Here is a 19,213-nt window from a genome sequence, read left to right on the forward strand (position 1 = left end):
ATCATTTTTTTTACAAATTGTCATTTTATTCATACTTATTGTGAGATTATTTTTACGATTTGTGGTATGATTTACATGGTTAGAAGGAAGCAACGAAATCCCATGAAGGAGTTGATTAAAATGGCTTTATCAGCTGCACGGTTTGAAGAACATGAAGGATTTACTGCTGTTGCTTTTGTTTGGCAAGGCACTTTTGAGGAAGCGTTTCACGGAGAAGTCCATAAAACAATCAAGAAAATGCAGACTTGGGCGAAGGAACAGGAAAGCTTGAAGCAAGACAACGCATTGCTCGGTTTATCTGTGCATAATTTAGAGGATGGCTTTTCGTATTATTCTGCGGTGAAAGCGAACTGGAAACCTGAGAACGTCCCAGCAGATATGGAGTGGATTGAAGTTCCTGCTCATACGTATTTTGTGTGCGATCATATTGCCGGTACGGACATCAATGAGACTTATAAAGAAGTCGCCGAGCGTATTAAAGCACGCGACTATCGACCATATATTACGGTAGAGTATCCTGTTTTCGATGAATTACCTTTCAAAATTGAGGTATACGATAAAATTGACGCACCACGAACGGAACAAGGATTCCATATTATGATTCCTGTAGTAAAACATTTAGAATGACCATAGAAACCAAGTAAGCAGCTTGTGAACGAAGTTGTTTATTTGGTTTTTTGTGAGAAACACCTTGTTGTTGCAAAAAATGATCTATATGGAACTTTTTGTGATGTATTGAGCATTTTGTGTTATGGCAAGTTAGAAGATAGATGAGATAGACAAACTAGGACGAAAGAGGGGATTTTTGTGGGCGCATATTATACTCCACAAGAAACGGTAGATGAGACAATTAAGAAGGGGATAGCAAAGGCAGAGTCTTCCACATTAACGCTTGTGATTTTAGGATTTCTAGGTGGGGCTTTTATTTCCTTGGGGTATTTGCTCTATATTCGCGCTGTTGGAACGATGCCGCATGAGTGGGGAAGTTTTGCGACATTTATCGGAGCTAGCTTGTTTCCTGTTGGGCTTGTTTGTATTTTACTTGGTGGCGGTGAGCTGATTACAGGGAACATGATGGTCGTTGCATTGGCATGGTTTAATCGGAAAATTTCAGTTGCGCAACTGATCCGAAACTGGGCTATTGTCACGATTATGAATTTTGTGGGAGCGATCGCGATTGCCTTTTTCTTCGGGCATTTTGTAGGCTTGACGGAAGGCGATTTTTTGGCGAAAACGATTGCCACGGCCGGTGCTAAAATAAAAGATCCATTCTGGGTTGCTTTTGTCTCGGGAATTGGCTGTAACTGGTTTGTTAGCATTGCGGTTTGGCTATGTTACGCAGCAAAAGATTTCACTGGAAAAATTCTCGGGATTTGGTTTCCGGTTATGGCGTTTGTTGCGATCGGTTTCCAGCACGTTGTTGCCAATATGTTTATCATTCCAGCAGCTATTTTTGCGGGAAGTTACTCATGGGCAGACTTTATCGCCAACGTGATTCCAGTGTATTTAGGAAACGTCGTTGGGGGCGCAGTATTTGTTTCTCTCTTTTATTACTTAGCTTATAAGAAAAAAGCGCCGAAAGAAAAGGAATACGAGGCGAAATTATCAGTGGAAGAATGAGGGTTGACCTTTTTTAAGAAATGCGTTATGATGGAGCCAACAAATGCAAAGGGGTGTCTTTTGAGCCGATGAAAATGTAATCCTATTTTTTAAGAGAATTCGATATGGACGTTAGATAAAGCGGACGGATGTCTGGTTTTTTGACGAACGAAATTTTCTAGAATGGGATTGCTGTGTTCAAAATGACGCAGAGCGAATAAAAACAGGCTTGTTTGTTGATGCTTACAATTCTGGTTTTGACTTCCTATTTCTAGAATGAATAGGAGGTTTTTTTATGTTTGCCATAGAAATTAATGATATAAAAAAAGAGATAGCGGATCGCGTTTTATTTGAAATTCCACATGTGACGGTGAATCGTGGAGAGCGGATTGGAATTGTTGGGCGCAACGGATTAGGTAAGACGACGTTGCTCGAGATCATGGCTGGAGTTACGACACCAGACCAAGGATTTGTTACGCGAAATGGTACAGCGGGTTACTTGCCACAAATTTTGCCAGAGGATGCGAAACTTTCTGGTGGTGAAAAAACAAGGAAGGCGGTGCAACGTATTTTAGCGGAGCAACCGAACTTACTTTTTGCGGATGAACCAACGTCTAATTTGGATGTGGATAGCGTCAAACATTTGGAACGTCAGTGGAAGCGATATGCCGGGACGCTGTTCGTCATCTCTCATGATCGGATGTTTTTGGATGCGATATGTACGACGATTTGGGAATTGGATCAGGCTCAAATTACGGCATATCCGGGGAATTACAGTGCTTACGAGACCCAAAAAGTGCATGAACGAGAAAGCGCTGAAGCTGGATATGAATGCTATCAAACGAAGAAACGACAACTAGAGGATGCGAAAAGCCATCATGAGAAAACGGCACATGGCTTAGAACGCCTAATAAGCGATTTACCGCGAAGGAAATACGAAGCGCGAAACCAGGAAAAGGTGTTCAGGAGAAGAAGCAACACAAGGCGGTGAAAGCGATTGAGCAACGGATCGATCGCTTGGATAAGGTCGACAAGCCATATCAGCAAAAGGCGATCAAGATTACACTGCCAGAGTCAAGTCAAATGAAGCAAGGCAACACGGTGATTCGTGCTAATAAATTAAGCGCACAAGTCGGAAAAAGAACGCTGTTTTCTGATGTGACATTTAGCTTGAAGAGCGGTGGGAAAATAGCATTGATTGGCAAAAATGCGAGCGGGAAAACCACCTTTTTACGACAAATTATGCATGCGAATGAGGCAATCACACGCGGAGATAAGGTTAAAATTGGTTATTTTGATCAGCAGTTAAAGCAGGTCGATTTGACAAAAACATTATGGGAGAACATCAAAGAGGTGAGCATTCATGATGATCAAATGAACCGTGATTGTCTCGGCAGTTTGCAGTTTGTTCCAGATGATTTACCGAAAAGTACGACGGTTTTGTCTGGTGGGGAACGCGTGAAGTTGGCATTAGCGATGATTTTGCTTAGTGATGCGAACGTTTTGATTTTAGATGAGCCGACGAATTATCTGGATATTAACGCGATGAAGGCACTGGAGGAGCTGATTGCTGGTTATTCAGGAACGGTTTTATTTGTATCGCATGATCGGACATTTGTAAGGCGGGTTGCGACGCATATTTTAGCATTGGAAAACGAGGAGATCACACTTTTTGAGGGAAGTTATGCGGATTGGGAAAATAGCAAGAAGGCCTCGATTTCAAGAGGAGAAGAGGACAATCTGCTGATCGAGATGGAAATGTCGGCTATTGCCGCGAAATTAATGGAACCACGACTAACGGCTTCTGAAAAAGCTGAGCTTGAACAACGCTATCAAGAAATTGTTGCCAAACGCAAGTAAAGGGATTGCAGAATGGGATGATTTCCATGTACAATAGAAGCGTAGAGCGTGAAAAAGGCTTTAGGAGAGAGGTAGAAAATATGGGGCAGCAAAATGTCCAAGATCGTTTAGAGATGAAAAAATTAGAAATGGAGCACTTGTCGCAGTTTAATGAGTTGTTGCGTTACGTGTTTCAAGTGACAAACCAGGAGTTGCATGAAGTCGGCTGGGCGGAAGATGAGATCGAACAAGCAAAGCGTCCAGTTTTGCGGAAAGCAGATGTTATCGGTTGGTTCGATGGAGATAAGCTGATTTCACAAATGGCTGTGTATCCGATGAATGTCAACATCTTTGGCGAGATCTATAAAATGGGTGGCGTGACTGGCGTTGGGACGTATCCTGAGTATGCGAACTTTGGCCTCATGCATCGACTCATGCGACAAAGTTTGAAGGAAATGCGCGACCGGGAGCAGACGATTTCTTATTTATATCCCTATTCGGTCCCTTATTATCGCCGCAAAGGCTGGGAGATTATATCGGACGTGATGACGTTTTCGATTAAAGATACGCAATTACCAGAGAACGTCCCAGTTCGCGGAATGGTGGAGCGCCTCGATATCGAGCATGAAGATGTGCTGAAAACCTACGATCGCTTTGCGAAAAATCAACATGTAGCGATGATTCGGGATTCGCTTGCCTGGGAAGAATACTGGCGCTGGGAACGAGAAGAAATGATTGCAGCGGTTTATTATGACGAGGCGAACGAGCCACAAGGTTTCATGTACTATTGGATTGCGGACGATATTTTTCATATGAAAGAAATGGTTTATTTAACGCAGGAAGCAAGGCATGGGTTGTGGAACTTCATCAGCGCACATTTTTCAATGGTTACGCATGTTAAAGGTAAAATGTATACCAATGAACCGATCGCATTTTTAATGGAAGATAGCGATATTACAGAGACGATTCATCCATATTATATGGCGCGGATCGTTGATGTAGAGGGCTTTTTTAAGAAATATCCGTTTGCTGAGAAAAAATGTGATTTTCATTTTGTGGTGACGGATGCGTTGCTAGAATGGAATCAGGGCGTCTTTGCCTTTCGCTGGAACGAGGGTGGCGAGCTAGAACTATCGAAAGAGGCGCAAGGTGAGGCCGTTGCGATTGATATCCAGACGTTGACAACGATGTTTTTCGGCTACAAACGGCCGAAATACTTGCTTAAAAACGGGCGATTGTCGGCGAGTAATAGCGTCATAAAGCAACTGGAAAAAATGATTCCGAATGAGACACCCTATTTTTCGGATTACTTCTAAGCGAGGTTGAGCGAATAATGAAGGAAACAGTAGAAAAACCAGTTTTTGAGTCCCTGGAAGCATTTCGTGAACAGTTGGAATCCGTTTACCAAAGTTACTGAACCTGGAGCAAATGACAACACTCGAGGAGTTGGCAGATAGGTTGTTTAAAATAAGTTAAGACATGAGATACCTGCAATTTTGTGGGTATTTTTATTTTTTCGAGAAAAGATACTGGTATTTTTACAGATTTTAAGTATAATAAAAAGAACACAAAAAAATAACTTGAAAAACTATTCACGAAATATTCGCATAGTATGAATTACGAAACAGCGCGCAATTTTTTATGAAAAGAGGAATGATGCATGACAGAGCCACTTGTGAAATGGTCTTATAAAGGGGACAAGGGACCACATTATTGGGGACATATTTGTGAGGAATATGAGATCGCAAATACAGGGAAGAACCAGTCACCGGTTGATATCCACATGGAGAAAGTGATGGAAGTACACGAGGCTTTGCCACTAGAACTGAATTATAAACAGACAAAATATACAGTACGGCGCGTGGAGAATTCGGTACATCTTTTTCCACAGAATAAAGAGCAAGGTTTGATTTTTAATGGAAAGCACTATAATTTGATCGCTTTTCATGGGCATATCCCAAGTGAGCATACATTAAACGAGCAGTACTTTGCGATCGAGTGGCACTTGGTTCATATGAATGAAGAGGGCGAACGCCTTGTATTAGCAGTTTGGATGGATCAGGAGTTATCGGGTAGCGATTTTGGTGAGCTAGCGACGATTTTTCCGCAAGTATTTGAGGATTTTGGCATCGAAATGGAAATTTCATTGGATGTTTCAGGATTTTTACCTGAGAAACGGGCATATTTTAAATATCAAGGATCATTAACGACGCCGCCGACATTTGAAGGGGTGACTTGGATTGTCTTGAGAGAGGCCACGAGCATAGCACACGAAGATTTTACAGCATTCCAGGATATTATCCAGGACACCAATCGGCCGCTTCAAGAGCTTGGTGATAGGTCCATTCATCACAGCGCGTGACGACAGAAGTTGTAAAAGTCGTTATTTACACTCAATATGGGGCTTTGATTCATTTCAAAGCCCTGATTTTTTAGGGTAGGAAGGAGAATTCGAATGTACCAGCGAGCCAGTGATTTTGCAGAAGAGGCGCACCAGACGCAGCGTCGCAAAATAACAGGAGAGCCGTATTTTTCGCATCCGCGGAATGTGGCTAATTTGTTGCGGGGTGCGGGATTTCGAGAGGAAGTTGTAGCCGCTGGATTTTTGCATGATGTCGTGGAGGATACGCCAGTGACGTTGGATGAAGTTCGAGCGTTATTTGGTGAGGATGTGGCAGACTTGGTTGCATCGCATACGGAGGATAAAACATTATCGTGGGAAGATCGGAAAAGTCATACAATCGAGTTTTTACGCACGGCTTCTTTGGAGCAAAAAGCAATTATTGTGGCTGATAAATTGGATAATTTGCAGTCAATCAAGTATGCATGGAGCTCGGAAGGAGACAAGGTCTGGAGCTATTTTAATCGTGGGTATAAACAGCAAAAATGGTATAATGAGAGCATCGTTGCCAATATGTATGAGGGGCTTGAGGATTCGGAAATTCCGGCTTATTTTGAACAGTATGAGCGGTTGTGCCGTTGGATTTTTAGAAAATAAGAGGCATCTTTGTACTGAATAATCTGATAAAATAGGTATATATAATCTAAAAGAATAATTGTTAGAAAATAAGCTTCTCAATAGTGTTTATATGATGTAGAATGAAAACGAATACATAAACGATGAGGAGTGGATAAAATGGTTTTTGGTGCGATTGAGGCTGGTGGTACGAAATTTGTAGTGGCGGTTGGGGATGCGTCAGGTAAGGTCTTGAAGCGGGAAACGTATCCGACGACGGAGCCAGCAGAGACGATGAAATACGTGGAGCACTTTTTTTAAACAGTATGAGGGAGCGCTTGAAGCCATTGGTGTTGGATCATTTGGGCCGATCGATGTGCGGAAATCGAGTCCTACGTATGGTTATATTACATCGACGCCGAAATTAGCTTGGCGCAATTATGATATTGTTGGAGCGCTTAAAAAAAAGTTTCTCGGTGCCTGTTGGATTTACGACAGATGTGAATGCAGCGGCGCTTGGTGAAGTGACACTTGGTGCAGCAGAGGGGCTCTCGAGTTGCATGTATATTACGATTGGGACTGGGATTGGTGCAGGCGCCGTTGTGAATGGCAAAATGTTAGAAGGGTATTCTCATCCAGAAATGGGGCATATCATGGTACGCCGTCACAAACATGATCGCTATCAAGGAAATTGCCCGTATCACAGTGACTGCTTAGAGGGGTTAGCAGCAGGTGGTGCGATTGAAAAACGCTGGGGTAAAAAAGGTGTAGAACTTGCGGAAAATGAGGAAGTCTGGAATCTTGAGGCGCATTACATCGCGCAAGCCTTGATGAATTACAGCTTGATTTTGTCGCCAGAGCGCATTGTCATTGGCGGAGGTGTCATGAAACAGCGCCAAGTTTTCCCACTCGTCCGCCAAAAACTAAAAGCCTTGATCGCGGGTTACATTCAATTACCGGATTTAGAAAGCTACATTGTGCCGCCGAAATTGGAAGATGGCGCAGGGATTACAGGCTGTATTTTACTAGCAGCACAGACAAAAGACGAGAACAAACGAAGTGATACGACAACCATTTGAAGGCAAGTGGTTGTTTTCCGATTGATATTGTGAGAAAATATACATGAAATACGGAAGGTATCGGAGGAAAAAAATATGTCAATAACAGAATTGCTACACATTGAGTACCCTATCATGCAAGGCGCGATGGCTCAAATCGCAAAAGCTCCTCTTGTTGCAGCTGTGTCAAATGCTGGCGGGCTTGGAATCATCGCTTCAGGAGGTATGAGTGGGGAAGAATTACGCGCAGAGATTCAAAAAACGAAAGCGTTGACAGACAAACCGTTTGGTGTGAACTTAATGCTGATGATGACGAATATGGAAGAATTGACGGAAGTGATCATCGAAGAAGGCGTTCAAGTGGTGACAACTGGGGCTGGGACACCAAAAACCTACATGCCAATTTGGAAAGAAGCTGGGATTATCGTGATCCCTGTTGTGCCATCTGTGATGATTGCGCGCAAAATGGAGCAGCTTGGTGCTGATGCCGTCGTGGCAGAAGGGACGGAGGCTGGCGGTCATGTCGGGGAAACGACGACGATGGCACTTTTACCGCAAGTGGTGGATGCTGTGTCGATACCGGTGATTGCAGCCGGCGGTATTGGTGACGGACGCGGGATTGCAGCTGCTTTTGCACTCGGATCTCAAGGTGTTCAGATTGGGACGCGTTTCCTAGCCACCGACGAATGCCCCGTTCATGAGAATTTCAAGCTTGCTTGTTTGAAGGCAAAAGATCGTGATACGGTTGTGACTGGGCGTCGCAATGGGGCGCCTGTTCGCAGCATTAAAAACAAGATGATTAAAGAATATCAACGTTTGGAAGATGAGAATGTAGATCGTGATGTATTGGAAGAATTGACGCTCGGTTCATTGCGCAAGGCGGTTCAAGAAGGCGATACGGAAAATGGTTCTGTGATGGCTGGCCAAATTACAGGTATGATCACGGAGATTAAACCTGTCGCGGAGTTGATACAAGAAATGATGGCGCAAGCAAGCCAGACTGCGAATAAACTCGTTATCAAATAAAAAAATACGATTGGCTACCAAAATCATGTTTTGGTCGGCCAATCGTATTTTTTACAGCTCTTTTTTCGCTTTTTCGATCATGGCTCTGATTTGGTCAAATCCAGTTCCACCATAAGAATTCCGTTTTGCAACGGCGGTATAAGAAGCGAGCGCCTCATAAATATCTTCTTCTATAATGGGTTGAATCGCTTGATAGTCAGTGAGTTTGACATCTTGCAAATAAATCCCTTTTTGCGTACAATCAAGCACAAGTTTCCCAACAATTTCATGCGCCTCGCGGAACGGCACCCCTTTTTTAGCGAGATAATCGGCAAGCTCAGTCGCGTTTGAAAAATCTTTTTGCGTCGCATTTTCCATCACGGCTTCGTTCACTTTCATCGTTTCGATCATTCCAGCAAAGATGTCAAGGCTTGTCTTCACAGTATGCACGGTGTCAAACATCCCTTCCTTATCTTCCTGTAAATCCTTATTATAGGCGAGCGGCAAGCCTTTTAGCACCGTCAAGAGACCGAACAAGTTTCCATAAACGCGTCCCGTTTTGCCACGAATTAACTCAGCCATATCGGGATTTTTCTTCTGCGGCATAATACTACTTCCCGTCGCAAAAGCATCGATCAACTCAACGAACTGAAACTCATGGCTCGTCCACAAAATCAATTCTTCACAAAAACGCGATAAATGGGTCATCAACAGCGCACTATTGCTCAAAAACTCGATAATAAAATCACGATCACTCACACCGTCTAGACTATTATCGTAAATGGCGCTAAACCCAAGTTGTTCGGCGCTGTAGGCTCGATCGATCGGAAAAGTCGTCCCAGCAAGCGCGGCACAGCCAAGTGGGGAAATGTCAATCCGCTTGACACTCTCCGTCAGACGTTCCAAGTCACGGCTAAACATCCCATAATACGCCAACAAATGATGTGCAAAAGAAATCGGTTGCGCGTGCTGCAGATGTGTATAGCCTGGCATAATCGTTTCCACATGGGCCTCCGCCTTCACGACAAGCACGTGTCGCAAATGTGCAAGAGAAGTAAGGATCTCCGCGACCGCTTCCTTCAAATACAAATGCATATCCGTTGCGACTTGGTCATTCCGACTCCGCGCCGTATGTAATTTCCCAGCGACAGGCCCAATCTCCTCATAAAGCAACTTTTCAATATTGAGATGAATATCCTCATTCACGACGCTAAATTCGAGCTCACCAGCCTCCAATTTTAAAGCGAGTACCTCAAGTCCGGCTTTGATTTGTGCTGCTTCATCTGCCGAAATAATGCCGCATTTTCCAAGCATCGCAACATGTGCCAAACTTCCCGTAATATCTTGTTTTGCGAGTTTTGCATCGAAGGAAATCGAGGCGCCGAATGCATCGATCCACGCCTCACTTTTCCCTTGAAAACGACCGCCCCATAATTTTTCCATGTGTTACACCTCGGTTTTCGCAATTGTTTTTGCGTTGACTTCTGCGCTTACTTTCGTAGGTAGCCCCCAAAGCTTGATGAAGCCAACCGCTGCATCTTGATCAAACGTATCCGCCGATGTATAAGTCGCCAAATTCTCGTCATATAGCGAATTCGGTGATTTCCGTCCTTCGACAATCGCATGTCCTTTAAAAAGTTTCATCCGGATGGTGCCATTGACATATTTTTGCGTGTCTTTCAAGAAGGCTACAAGAGAGCTCGTAAGTGGCGAGAACCAAAGCGCGTTGTAGATAACTTCGCTGATCTTCTGTTCGATTACAGGTTTGAAATGCGCGACTTCACGCACAAAAGTCAAATCTTCCAGTTCTTTATGCGCTGTAATCAAGGCAACAGCTGCCGGACATTCGTAGACTTCCCGAGATTTAATACCAACAAGGCGGTTTTCAATGTGATCAATCCGACCAACGCCATGTGCACCTGCGATCTTGTTCAATTTTTGAATTAAAAGAGCGAGACTTAATGGTTCTCCATTTAAAGCGACCGGCACACCTGCCAAAAATTCGATTTCGATGATTTCAGGTGTGTCTGGTGTATTTTCTAAAGCTACGGTCAGATCATACGCTTCTTCAGGAGGCGCAATCCATGGGTTTTCTAGTACACCACATTCATTAGAACGTCCCCATAAATTCTGATCGATGGAAAACGGGTTATCTAGATTAATCGGTACCGGAATATGATGTTTTTGAGCGTATTCGATTTCTTCTTCTCTCGACCATTTCCAATCACGTACGGGTGCCACAACTTTCAGATCTGGGGCTAAAGCATTGATAGCCACTTCAAACCGCACTTGATCGTTTCCTTTTCCAGTACACCCGTGGGCAATTGCTGAAGCACCTTCTTGTCTGGCAACTTCGACTAATTTTTTAGCGATTAGTGGGCGTGATAGCGCTGAAATGAGCGGATATTTCCCTTCATAGTAGGCATGAGCTTGCAGAGCGATTAAGGCGAAATCTTCCGCAAATTCTTCACGTGCATCAATGGTGTACGAAGCAGAAGCCCCGACTTGAATCGCTTTATTTTTAATGAACTCTAAATCTTTGCCTTCCCCTACGTCTAAACAACACGCAATGACATCATAATTTTCCTCTGTCAACCACTTAATTGCAACGGAGGTATCTAAACCACCAGAATAAGCAAGAACGATTTTTTCTTTTGTCATCTCTACATCCCCTTTTATTAATAAATATACATTTCGATAAAATTAATAATACCACCATACGAATGATATTTCAACTATTTTATTTATTTTTATTCACAAAAATGATTAAATATCCATAAAAAACAAACAAGAACCGCGAAGAAATGCGATTTTTATCGACCTATAAATTGGTTAAAATTTTTCAAAACTGCTATACTTAAAGGGTGAATTATTTGAGATTATGTATGAGGAGTGAGCTTAATTGAAACAGACATTAAAATGGGTTGGCATTATTTTAGTAAGTATCGTGTTATTACCACTAGTTGTTGTTTTCTTCATCTACAAGAAGGCAGTCGGCAAGCGGGAATACGATCCAAAGGTACTCGACAATCTGGAGGAAGCAGCACAAGATTATGTGAAAAAAACAGCACCATTATCGGATGTGGATTCGCGTTATAAATACATCCGCTTGGCCGAAAAAGCACTTCCAGCAGCCAAAGAAATCGAAGTTGGCGAAATCGAAAATAAAAAAATTGATGGTCCCGGAGGAAAAATTGCCCTTCGTATTTATTCACCAGAAGAAGAGGGACCATATCCATTGATGGTTTATTTCCATGGTGGTGGATTTGTTACAGGGAGTGTTCAATCAACAGATGGTATCGCCCGCAAACTAGTCCAAACGACGGGGTACCGTGTTGTTTCTGTAGATTACCGTCTAGCACCAGAAAATCCATTTCCAGCAGCGATTGAAGATGCGTATGCTACACTGGTTTGGATATCGAAACATTTAACAAGTTTACGTGCGAAGTCAAACGAAATCGTTGTAGCAGGAGATAGCGCTGGCGGAAATATTGCCGCTGTTGTGGCTCAATTAGCGAAATCTAAAGGGACACCGAACGTGACAAAACAAATTCTGCTATATCCACCGGTTGATATTTTCTCACGTGACGCGTCTGTTCTTTATCCTTCGATGGATGAATTTGCAGAAGGTTACGTATTGACGAAGGAATCGCTCGATAAATATTTCAAATTATACTTATCTGGTGCTGGCGATCGAAAATATGATCCACTAGTAGCACCTGTTCGTAGTAGAGATGTGGCAGGTTTACCAGCTGCATTTATCGCCACCGCAGAATATGATCCATTGCGTGACCAAGGCGAGGCGTATGCTGAGAAACTTAAAGATGCTGGCGTTCCAGTCTACGCCAAACGCCTAGAAAAAGTAATGCATGATTTCATGAATACGCCTTCTGCGGCAACGGATGAGACCTTTGAATTGATCAATGAATTTTTACAAGAGAAGTTATAATTTAAAAGGAGACGGTGATGATGTTGTCACTGTCTTTTTTTGCGGAATTATGAGAAGATAAATGGGGAGGTGGCGTGAGATCATGAGTTTAGGAAAAATATTGATTGCAGAAGATGATAATGATATTAATAACCTTATTTCCGAAGTGTTGACGCGAGAAGGGTACACCGTTACACAGGCGTTTTCCGGAACTGAGGCCAAATTGCATTGGAACAACGAGACATTTGACTTACTGCTTTGTGATTTAATGTTACCAGGAATGACAGGAGAAGCGCTTATTGCCGAAATTACAGCCAAACAAAAGGCATCTATCATCGTCATATCTGCAAAAAATACGGTCATGGATAAAGTAGACTTGCTGAAACTGGGCGCTAGTGATTACATGACTAAGCCATTCGATATTGAAGAACTAGTGGCACGCGTCGAAGTGCAGCTGCGTAAAGAAAGTGCGGCGGCTGTAGCCAGAGAAGCACGAGAATGGAACGGTTTATCCTTATCAGAAGACCGATACAGTGTACAAATCGGCGAAACAGATATCCGGTTAACAGCACGCGAATTTGGGATTTTAAAATTATTGATTAGCAATCCGAGCAAAGTGTTTACAAAAGAGAACATTTTCGCATCCGTGTGGGGTGAAACCGAATTTATTGATGAAAATACAGTGAATGTACATATGAGTAATATTCGTGGCAAACTGACCAAAGTCGCACCAGACGAAGAGTTTATAGAGACCGTATGGGGGATTGGGTTTAAAATGAAAAGCTGAAATAACCTGTGCTAGCCTCGATAGAATTTGTTCGGGGCAGGAAAAGCCCTAAATGATCCGTAAAAAACACAGCATTCCCGTGAGGATAGGTTATACGAATGGGCAATTAAATAACGAATGAAAAATGAGTAGTCTTGGCTTGCTCATTTTTTTATTGTGGATATGTTTGCAATTGATTCACGTTTGAAAAGAATGTTTTGTGTCGGGACAGTGCCTTTGGATCTGGTGTCAACAGCCAGCTTCTCGGAATTTTCGGGGCTTCCACAAAAACCAAGGGGGGGGGGGTTATTGCAGCTCCTAACAAATTCTGTCGAAGCTAACGGGCTGTTTCTGCACTTCTCTTAATACTTTCTTAAGTTTTCATTCATACATAATTGAGATATCCGCGTTATAGTTGGGTTATCGAAAAGAGAAGGGAATGAACAGGCATGCGAGAGACTATTTTGGAAACGGCGGCGCTTTCGAAAAAATTTGGTAATAATTATGCTGTAGATCATGTGAATATGACGGTACAAAAGGGGGATATTTATGGCTTTATTGGTAAAAATGGTGCTGGGAAGACGACTTTTATTCGTTTGGTAACGGACTTAATGTATACGAATGGTGGGGATCTATCATTATTTGGCTCCAGCCATCCGAAAGATATCCACCAAGCACGGAAACGAATCGGAGCAGTAATTGAAGGGCCATCTTTATACCCGAACTTAACGGCACAACAAAATTTGAACTACTACATCCTTCAAAAAGGAATTCCAGACAAAAAGCGTATTGATGAAGTGTTAGAGTTTGTCGGGCTAGAAAATACAGGACGCAAAAAATATCGTAATTTTTCGATGGGTATGAAGCAACGACTTGGTATCGCGCTAGCAATCTTACATCATCCGGATTTTCTGATTTTGGATGAGCCGATCAATGGGCTTGATCCGATGGGGATTATTGAGATTCGGAATATTATTTTGAAATTGAATGAAACATTTGGCACGACTGTTTTTATATCGAGTCACATTTTGACTGAACTCGCGCTCGTTGCCAACCGGTATGGCATCATTAACAACGGTCGCCTTGTGAAGGAGCTTTCAAAAGAAGAGTTGGAGTCAGAGAGTAGACGCTATCTCGTTTTGAAAACGGTGAATAAAGAAGCAGCGGTGATGCACTTGGAGAGCTTTTTAGAATTGCATCAATATGAGGTGCACAGCGATGGCAGTATCCGGATTTTTGACTATATTGATCAACCGGAGAAAATCAGCCAAGTGATGTTTGACGCGGGTATTATTATTACAGAACTGAAGGTCGTAGAAGCGAATTTGGAAGAGTACTTTATTGATTTAATTGGAGGGGAAGATAAATGATTGGATTGATTCGAGCAGATGGTTACCGATTGACGAAGGGGAAAATGTGGATGCCGTTCGTAACATTGATTGTTATTGCAGTGGCTGTTGCTGGTTTGATATATCTCGCGCTAAATGTAGATTGGATTTCGTTGTCACAAGGCGGGGAAACATTGTCGGCAAGCGACAAGGCCTTACTTAGCCAAACACTAACGGGGACGCAGGTCGCCCAACTGGTTTTATCGTTTAGTATCGTCTTAGCAATGGCTTTCATTGCGATATTTTCGAACCTTTGGAGCATTGAATTTTCAGCGGGTGTAGCCAAAAATGTACTTGTATCTGGTGTTTCACGCACGACCTTTTACTTCTCGAAACTTTTCACGGGCTGGGCAGTTGCTACACTGATGCTCGTTGTGTATACCGTATCCATTGGGATTTCCGCGCAATTGTTTATGGGACAAGTCGATTTTGGAACGCTATTTCTAGGAATGCTTGCACAATTACCATTATACTTAGGTTTAATATCGGTCGGGTTCTTCCTGTTCATCATTATCCCGAAAGAAAGCATCGCGATTGTGACGTACATTCTTACATTTTTATTCATCGAGCCAATGATTACAAACTTGGTGAATGTCTTCCTGCCAAAATGGACGATTATTAAAGACATGTATCTTTTCAGCAAAATTAGCGCGATGTCAAACTTATCGGTAATAAGTCAGAATGCGATTACAACGAATATTTTAACCGGTTTTGCTTACATGGCTGTTTTCGCGATTCTTGGCTGGCTTGTATTCCGGTTTAAAGAAATCAAATAAGTATGATAGAATAGAAATGAATGAAAGGAGTGGGATGGCATGATTTATCTGTTAGGCGGAATCATTGTAGTGTTGCTCGTTTGGATAATTTTAATAAAAAAGCAACTCCAAACGACTTCAGCGAAAATAAAAGATATTGCAACAAGACGCGGTTCGAACGAGCAACTAACCATGGATATCGCTTCGCCAGAAATCAGGCAACTACTCCTTACTGTCAATGAGTTATTAGAGGCAAAGTCAAAAACGGAGCGGAAGTTTATGACGCTCAACAAAGAGTTACGCGAGACAATCGAAAACGTTTCGCATGATTTGAGAACGCCATTAACCTCGCTTTCAGGTTATTTACAACTGATGGAGCGAGACACCTTAACACCAGAAGAACGCGAAAAATATAGCCTTATTATCAAAAATAAGATTCAAACTTTGACGGAACTCGTGGAGAACTTCTTTGTCTTGTCGAAACTATCGAATGATGAGGGGAAATTACAACCAGAGCCGATTCAATTATCTGATTTTGTGACGGGGACAGTTGCCTCTTATTATGAGGATTTTTCCAAGCGAGGCATTACACCGAAGCTTTTGGTGGAGCCCGGTGTTACAATTAATGCGGATCGTAAGGCGCTGCAACGAATGGTAGATAATTTTATTTCGAATATGCTCAAACACGGCGAGGGGCCGATGAAGATTGAACTTGCCAAGCAAGGCCGCAAAGCAGTTTTGCGATTCTCTAATCAGGCGAGTCAGTTAACTCAAGCTGATATACCGCGATTGATTGAACGCTTTTATACGGCAGATCGAGTGCGCAGTGGGAGTAATACGGGGCTTGGCCTGGCGATTATTGATCTGTTAGCACACAAGTCGGGAGCAGCTTTTACGGTCGATTTTGAAGAGGAAGTATTGACGTTTACGGTTATATTTAAATAGCTAAAAAGCGCCGACACGAGAGGGTTATTCTAATCTCTCATGTCGGCGCTTTTTAGACGACCGGTTTCTCGCTATTCTCAGCAGCAATACCTTCTCGCCTCAGTTTTATGAGTCGTGATAAGTTGACGATTAATGTTTTTACAACGGCGTAAGTCGGTACACCGAGGATCATACCAAGGATTCCGGCTAAGTTACCAGCAACAATCAGGATGATGATAATCGTTAGCGGATGGATGGATAGTGATTTACCCATGATGTAAGGCGATAACAAGTTCGAATCGATTTGTTGAACGATAGTTACGACAACGATAACGAGTACGGCTTGCAGCGGCGAATCAAATAGAGCAACGATAACCGCCGGTGCCGCCCCAATAAATGGTCCTAGGTAAGGAATAATGTTGGTCACTCCGGCAATTAAGCCGAACAATAACGCATACGGTTCACCGATGATAAAATAACCAATCATTGTAAAAATACCAACGAACATACAGTCAATTGCTTGGCTTGAAATGTAAGTGGAAATCGTTTTATTCATCGCTTGAATCATTTCACGGGCTTCTGTACGAATACCTTGTGGGAAAAATTTTCCGCTTGAATCAAGGAATTTATGGCCATCTTTAAACATGTAGAAGAGAATAAATGGCACGGTGACAAGAATCATCACAAAACCAGAAACGAAGCCAAAAATTAGGCCAAGGCTTCCTGATAAGCTACCGATAACCGTATTTAAAAGCTTCGGTATAGAGATGTTTAGCTTCTCCATCTCGGCTTTTATATCCACATTTTTGATGCTACTGTTCTGCACTAAGTTATCCCACCAATGTTGGAATTGCTCCCAGTATTTTGGCGCTGCTTGTACGAGCGAAGCCACTTGATCGGCAAGAATTGGCCCGAGTTGAACGACGGCTAGCACTAATATCAGGATGAACGCAATGAAAATACTTAATACACTTACTAAACGCGGTACTTTTCTCTTCTCCAAAAATAGAACAATCGGATTGAACAAATAAAATAAAAATCCAGCGATCATAATTGGTAAAAAAAGTGTGGAAACAATGGTTCCAATCGGCGCAAATAGGAAGCTCATCTTGTTCAGTACGAATAAGATAATCACCAAGGCCAAAATTTCTAATGTCCAAAAAAATAATTTGGACTCTTTGAAGCGTGATATTTTCATATAGGTCCCCTTTCGTAGCTGAGGCTTCTTGGCGTACAATAGCCACTAAGCCCAGCATTTTTCATATGTAAGACTATTATTAATAGTACCATCAACTGGCTAAAAATACTACTCTAAAATCATACTTGACTTATTTAGTATAGTTGTTATACTATACATATAACAGTTGTAGAGAGAAGGGAAGCGTATGCTACTTCAAATAGATTTACAGGCAGAAGAACCAATTTACACGCAAATTATGCATCAAGTAATTGAAGCAATTGCGAAACAGGAGTTAAAGCCGGGCGATGATTTGCCATCGGTTCGCAGTTTGGCAAGTGATATCGGTATCAATTTCCATACAGTGAATAAGGCGTATCAGCTTTTGAAGCAGGAGGGTTATATTTTGATTCATCGCCAAAAAGGGGTTGTGATTCATCCTGATGGAGTGGAGCGTGCGACCGAGGCTTTTTATGCGAAATTGAGGAAGAAAGTAAGGCCGCTCATTGCGGAATCGATTTGTAAGTCGGTGACAAAAGCGGAATGGGAACGGATTTGTGCGACAATCTATGAGGAAATTGAGCCGGAGGAGGAGCAATGATGGAGATGCTATTTTTTATCGTAATGATGGTTGTAATTGTTGTTTTGCAAGCGATGACGCCTTATGTGATTCGCAGGGGTGAGAGTTTTGGTGTGATGATTGGGGAGAAGTCAGCAGAAGATCCTGCGATACGGCGAATGAAGCGACAGTTTATGCAGTGGAATTTGGTTATTGGTGCTATTGTGACAGTAATGATGACGGTTATTTTGGCGTTCACAACCGAAAGTGAGAATACCCAAGCAGTGGTTTTAATCGCCGGTATTTTTGCGGTGTTGATTGCATCGTTTCTAGTTTATTTACGGTTCCATAAGGAGTCGCTTGTGTGGAAACGGGAGAATTTGCATGAGGTGAATAAGGTTGATATCGTGATGGTGGATACGACATTCCATCGCCAGAAATTGACGATTTCCTATGCTTGGTACTTGATTCCGCTTGTTCTGATATGTATGACGGTTGGTTTGACGGTGATTTATTATGATCAAATTCCTAGCATGATTCCGATGCAGTATAATTTTGATAACGAAATCACACGGATGGCTACAAAAAGTTATCGGACGGTGATGATGATGCCAATGATGCAACTCGCGATGCTTGGCTTGTTTATCTTTATTAATTTCATGATGACGCGCAGTAAACAGGTCATTGATAATGATAATCCATCGCTTTCAATGAAACGAAATGTGATGTTCCGCCGGATTTATAGCAAATTTAATTTTGTGATGGGAACGTTGTTAATTTTGCTGTTTATGGTCATTCAAATGTCGTTTATCTTTGCGATTTCGCAGATAGCTATAATGACGATGACGATTGCGGTTTTGGTGATTATCTTTGGCGGACTGATTTTCTTGATGGTTCGTGTCGGGCAAGGTGGTAGCAGATTGAAACTCAAAGAAGATGATGATGCGTCCGCGAGACCAGTTCGCGATGATGATGCATATTGGAAAATGGGTGTGTTTTATGTTAATCGCCACGATCCGGCGGTTTTTGTGGAGAAGCGTTTCGGTGTTGGCTGGACGATCAATATGGCAAGACCTGCCGCATGGCTGACATTTATCGCGATGATTGGTATTATTGTGGTCATCAGTATTATTTTTAGTTAAATAAAGAAGGAGCGAGTGGACTGGAAAGTTATCCGACACGCTCCTTTTTGTTATAAACTGTACTAAGGGAGTTTATCAACCCACAATAAAAAAGACTCCCAATGTAGAGAGTCTCTT

Annotated in this window: 16 protein-coding genes and 2 pseudogenes; 15 read left to right on the plus strand and 3 right to left on the minus strand. The window is 42.4% G+C overall.

The window, feature by feature from the left end; translation table 11 throughout:
- Nucleotides 1-120 precede the first annotated feature (120 nt).
- The 8 genes and pseudogenes from PGRAN_RS00190 to PGRAN_RS00225 all read left to right on the plus strand — a co-directional run bounded on the left by PGRAN_RS00190 (nucleotide 121) and on the right by PGRAN_RS00225 (nucleotide 8,478).
- Nucleotides 121-627, plus strand: a complete 507-nt coding sequence (locus PGRAN_RS00190) for a GyrI-like domain-containing protein (protein ID WP_036064027.1) — start codon at nucleotides 121-123, stop codon at nucleotides 625-627.
- A 180-nt stretch (nucleotides 628-807) separates the two neighbouring features.
- Nucleotides 808-1,620 (plus strand): formate/nitrite transporter family protein, encoded by an 813-nt coding sequence (locus PGRAN_RS00195; RefSeq protein WP_036064029.1) that lies wholly within the window; start codon nucleotides 808-810, stop codon nucleotides 1,618-1,620.
- Nucleotides 1,621-1,894: 274 nt separating this feature from the next.
- A pseudogene (gene abc-f, locus PGRAN_RS00200) lies at nucleotides 1,895-3,459 on the plus strand (ribosomal protection-like ABC-F family protein).
- 80 nt (nucleotides 3,460-3,539) lie between these two features.
- Nucleotides 3,540-4,754, plus strand: coding sequence for a GNAT family N-acetyltransferase (locus PGRAN_RS00205; protein ID WP_036064031.1), 1,215 nt, complete (start codon nucleotides 3,540-3,542; stop codon nucleotides 4,752-4,754).
- Between the two features lie 344 nt (nucleotides 4,755-5,098).
- Nucleotides 5,099-5,800 (plus strand): carbonic anhydrase family protein, encoded by a 702-nt coding sequence (locus PGRAN_RS00210; RefSeq protein WP_036064034.1) that lies wholly within the window; start codon nucleotides 5,099-5,101, stop codon nucleotides 5,798-5,800.
- 93 nt (nucleotides 5,801-5,893) lie between these two features.
- Nucleotides 5,894-6,436 carry an HD domain-containing protein gene (locus tag PGRAN_RS00215; protein ID WP_036064036.1) on the plus strand — a complete coding sequence of 181 codons (543 nt, stop codon included), beginning with the start codon at nucleotides 5,894-5,896 and terminating at the stop codon, nucleotides 6,434-6,436.
- A 138-nt stretch (nucleotides 6,437-6,574) separates the two neighbouring features.
- Nucleotides 6,575-7,473 (plus strand): annotated as a pseudogene (locus PGRAN_RS00220) (ROK family protein).
- Between the two features lie 75 nt (nucleotides 7,474-7,548).
- Nucleotides 7,549-8,478: a nitronate monooxygenase gene (locus tag PGRAN_RS00225; RefSeq protein ID WP_036064039.1), complete on the plus strand. Its 930-nt coding sequence runs from the start codon at nucleotides 7,549-7,551 to the stop codon at nucleotides 8,476-8,478.
- Between the two features lie 51 nt (nucleotides 8,479-8,529).
- On the opposite strand, the gene argH is transcribed toward PGRAN_RS00225, so the two are convergent.
- Together argH and PGRAN_RS00235 are read right to left on the minus strand one after the other, a co-directional pair.
- Nucleotides 8,530-9,900: an argininosuccinate lyase gene (gene argH / locus PGRAN_RS00230; RefSeq protein WP_036064041.1), complete on the minus strand. Its 1,371-nt coding sequence runs from the start codon at nucleotides 9,898-9,900 to the stop codon at nucleotides 8,530-8,532.
- Between the two features lie 3 nt (nucleotides 9,901-9,903).
- Nucleotides 9,904-11,118 (minus strand): argininosuccinate synthase, encoded by a 1,215-nt coding sequence (locus PGRAN_RS00235; protein ID WP_036064043.1) that lies wholly within the window; start codon nucleotides 11,116-11,118, stop codon nucleotides 9,904-9,906.
- Between the two features lie 241 nt (nucleotides 11,119-11,359).
- Here PGRAN_RS00235 and PGRAN_RS00240 point away from each other — a divergent pair, with 241 nt between their 5' ends.
- From PGRAN_RS00240 to PGRAN_RS00260, 5 genes are all read left to right on the plus strand, one after another.
- Nucleotides 11,360-12,406 (plus strand): alpha/beta hydrolase, encoded by a 1,047-nt coding sequence (locus tag PGRAN_RS00240; RefSeq protein ID WP_036064044.1) that lies wholly within the window; start codon nucleotides 11,360-11,362, stop codon nucleotides 12,404-12,406.
- Nucleotides 12,407-12,488: 82 nt separating this feature from the next.
- Entirely contained in the window at nucleotides 12,489-13,172 is a 684-nt protein-coding gene (locus tag PGRAN_RS00245) for a response regulator transcription factor (protein WP_036064046.1), read from the plus strand.
- A 428-nt stretch (nucleotides 13,173-13,600) separates the two neighbouring features.
- Nucleotides 13,601-14,521, plus strand: a complete 921-nt coding sequence (locus PGRAN_RS00250) for an ATP-binding cassette domain-containing protein (protein WP_036064048.1) — start codon at nucleotides 13,601-13,603, stop codon at nucleotides 14,519-14,521.
- Complete coding sequence (locus tag PGRAN_RS00255) at nucleotides 14,518-15,315, plus strand: ABC transporter permease (RefSeq protein ID WP_036064050.1); 798 nt, start codon at nucleotides 14,518-14,520, stop codon at nucleotides 15,313-15,315. Before PGRAN_RS00250 ends, PGRAN_RS00255 begins: the two co-directional genes overlap by 4 nt.
- 39 nt (nucleotides 15,316-15,354) lie before the next feature.
- Complete coding sequence (locus tag PGRAN_RS00260) at nucleotides 15,355-16,239, plus strand: sensor histidine kinase (protein ID WP_036064052.1); 885 nt, start codon at nucleotides 15,355-15,357, stop codon at nucleotides 16,237-16,239.
- A 52-nt stretch (nucleotides 16,240-16,291) separates the two neighbouring features.
- Here PGRAN_RS00260 and PGRAN_RS00265 read toward each other — a convergent pair whose 3' ends face one another.
- Nucleotides 16,292-17,416 (minus strand): AI-2E family transporter, encoded by a 1,125-nt coding sequence (locus PGRAN_RS00265; protein ID WP_036064054.1) that lies wholly within the window; start codon nucleotides 17,414-17,416, stop codon nucleotides 16,292-16,294.
- Nucleotides 17,417-17,603: 187 nt separating this feature from the next.
- On the opposite strand from PGRAN_RS00265, the gene PGRAN_RS00270 reads away from it, so the two are divergent.
- Both PGRAN_RS00270 and PGRAN_RS00275 read left to right on the plus strand, forming a co-directional pair.
- On the plus strand, nucleotides 17,604-17,996 hold the full coding sequence (locus PGRAN_RS00270; RefSeq protein ID WP_036064055.1) for a GntR family transcriptional regulator: 393 nt from the start codon (nucleotides 17,604-17,606) through the stop codon (nucleotides 17,994-17,996).
- Nucleotides 17,993-19,096, plus strand: coding sequence for a DUF1648 domain-containing protein (locus PGRAN_RS00275; RefSeq protein ID WP_077914541.1), 1,104 nt, complete (start codon nucleotides 17,993-17,995; stop codon nucleotides 19,094-19,096). The genes PGRAN_RS00270 and PGRAN_RS00275 overlap by 4 nt, the downstream gene beginning before the upstream one ends.
- Nucleotides 19,097-19,213: the final 117 nt, after the last annotated feature.

The organism is Listeria grandensis FSL F6-0971 (assembly GCF_000525835.1).
GTDB lineage: Bacteria > Bacillota > Bacilli > Lactobacillales > Listeriaceae > Listeria_A > Listeria_A grandensis.

What these genes read in the sequence shown, in the direction of transcription:
- argH (WP_036064041.1), bottom strand. Translation starts at nt 9,900, where the DNA reads ATGGAAAAATTATGGGGCGGTCGTTTTCAAGGGAAAAGTGAGGCGTGG.
- PGRAN_RS00245 (WP_036064046.1), top strand. Translation starts at nt 12,489, where the DNA reads ATGAGTTTAGGAAAAATATTGATTGCAGAAGATGATAATGATATTAAT.
- PGRAN_RS00210 (WP_036064034.1), top strand. Translation starts at nt 5,099, where the DNA reads ATGACAGAGCCACTTGTGAAATGGTCTTATAAAGGGGACAAGGGACCA.
- PGRAN_RS00205 (WP_036064031.1), top strand. Translation starts at nt 3,540, where the DNA reads ATGGGGCAGCAAAATGTCCAAGATCGTTTAGAGATGAAAAAATTAGAA.
- PGRAN_RS00225 (WP_036064039.1), top strand. Translation starts at nt 7,549, where the DNA reads ATGTCAATAACAGAATTGCTACACATTGAGTACCCTATCATGCAAGGC.
- PGRAN_RS00250 (WP_036064048.1), top strand. Translation starts at nt 13,601, where the DNA reads ATGCGAGAGACTATTTTGGAAACGGCGGCGCTTTCGAAAAAATTTGGT.
- PGRAN_RS00275 (WP_077914541.1), top strand. Translation starts at nt 17,993, where the DNA reads ATGATGGAGATGCTATTTTTTATCGTAATGATGGTTGTAATTGTTGTT.
- PGRAN_RS00190 (WP_036064027.1), top strand. Translation starts at nt 121, where the DNA reads ATGGCTTTATCAGCTGCACGGTTTGAAGAACATGAAGGATTTACTGCT.
- PGRAN_RS00255 (WP_036064050.1), top strand. Translation starts at nt 14,518, where the DNA reads ATGATTGGATTGATTCGAGCAGATGGTTACCGATTGACGAAGGGGAAA.
- PGRAN_RS00260 (WP_036064052.1), top strand. Translation starts at nt 15,355, where the DNA reads ATGATTTATCTGTTAGGCGGAATCATTGTAGTGTTGCTCGTTTGGATA.
- PGRAN_RS00270 (WP_036064055.1), top strand. Translation starts at nt 17,604, where the DNA reads ATGCTACTTCAAATAGATTTACAGGCAGAAGAACCAATTTACACGCAA.
- PGRAN_RS00235 (WP_036064043.1), bottom strand. Translation starts at nt 11,118, where the DNA reads ATGACAAAAGAAAAAATCGTTCTTGCTTATTCTGGTGGTTTAGATACC.
- PGRAN_RS00215 (WP_036064036.1), top strand. Translation starts at nt 5,894, where the DNA reads ATGTACCAGCGAGCCAGTGATTTTGCAGAAGAGGCGCACCAGACGCAG.
- PGRAN_RS00265 (WP_036064054.1), bottom strand. Translation starts at nt 17,416, where the DNA reads ATGAAAATATCACGCTTCAAAGAGTCCAAATTATTTTTTTGGACATTA.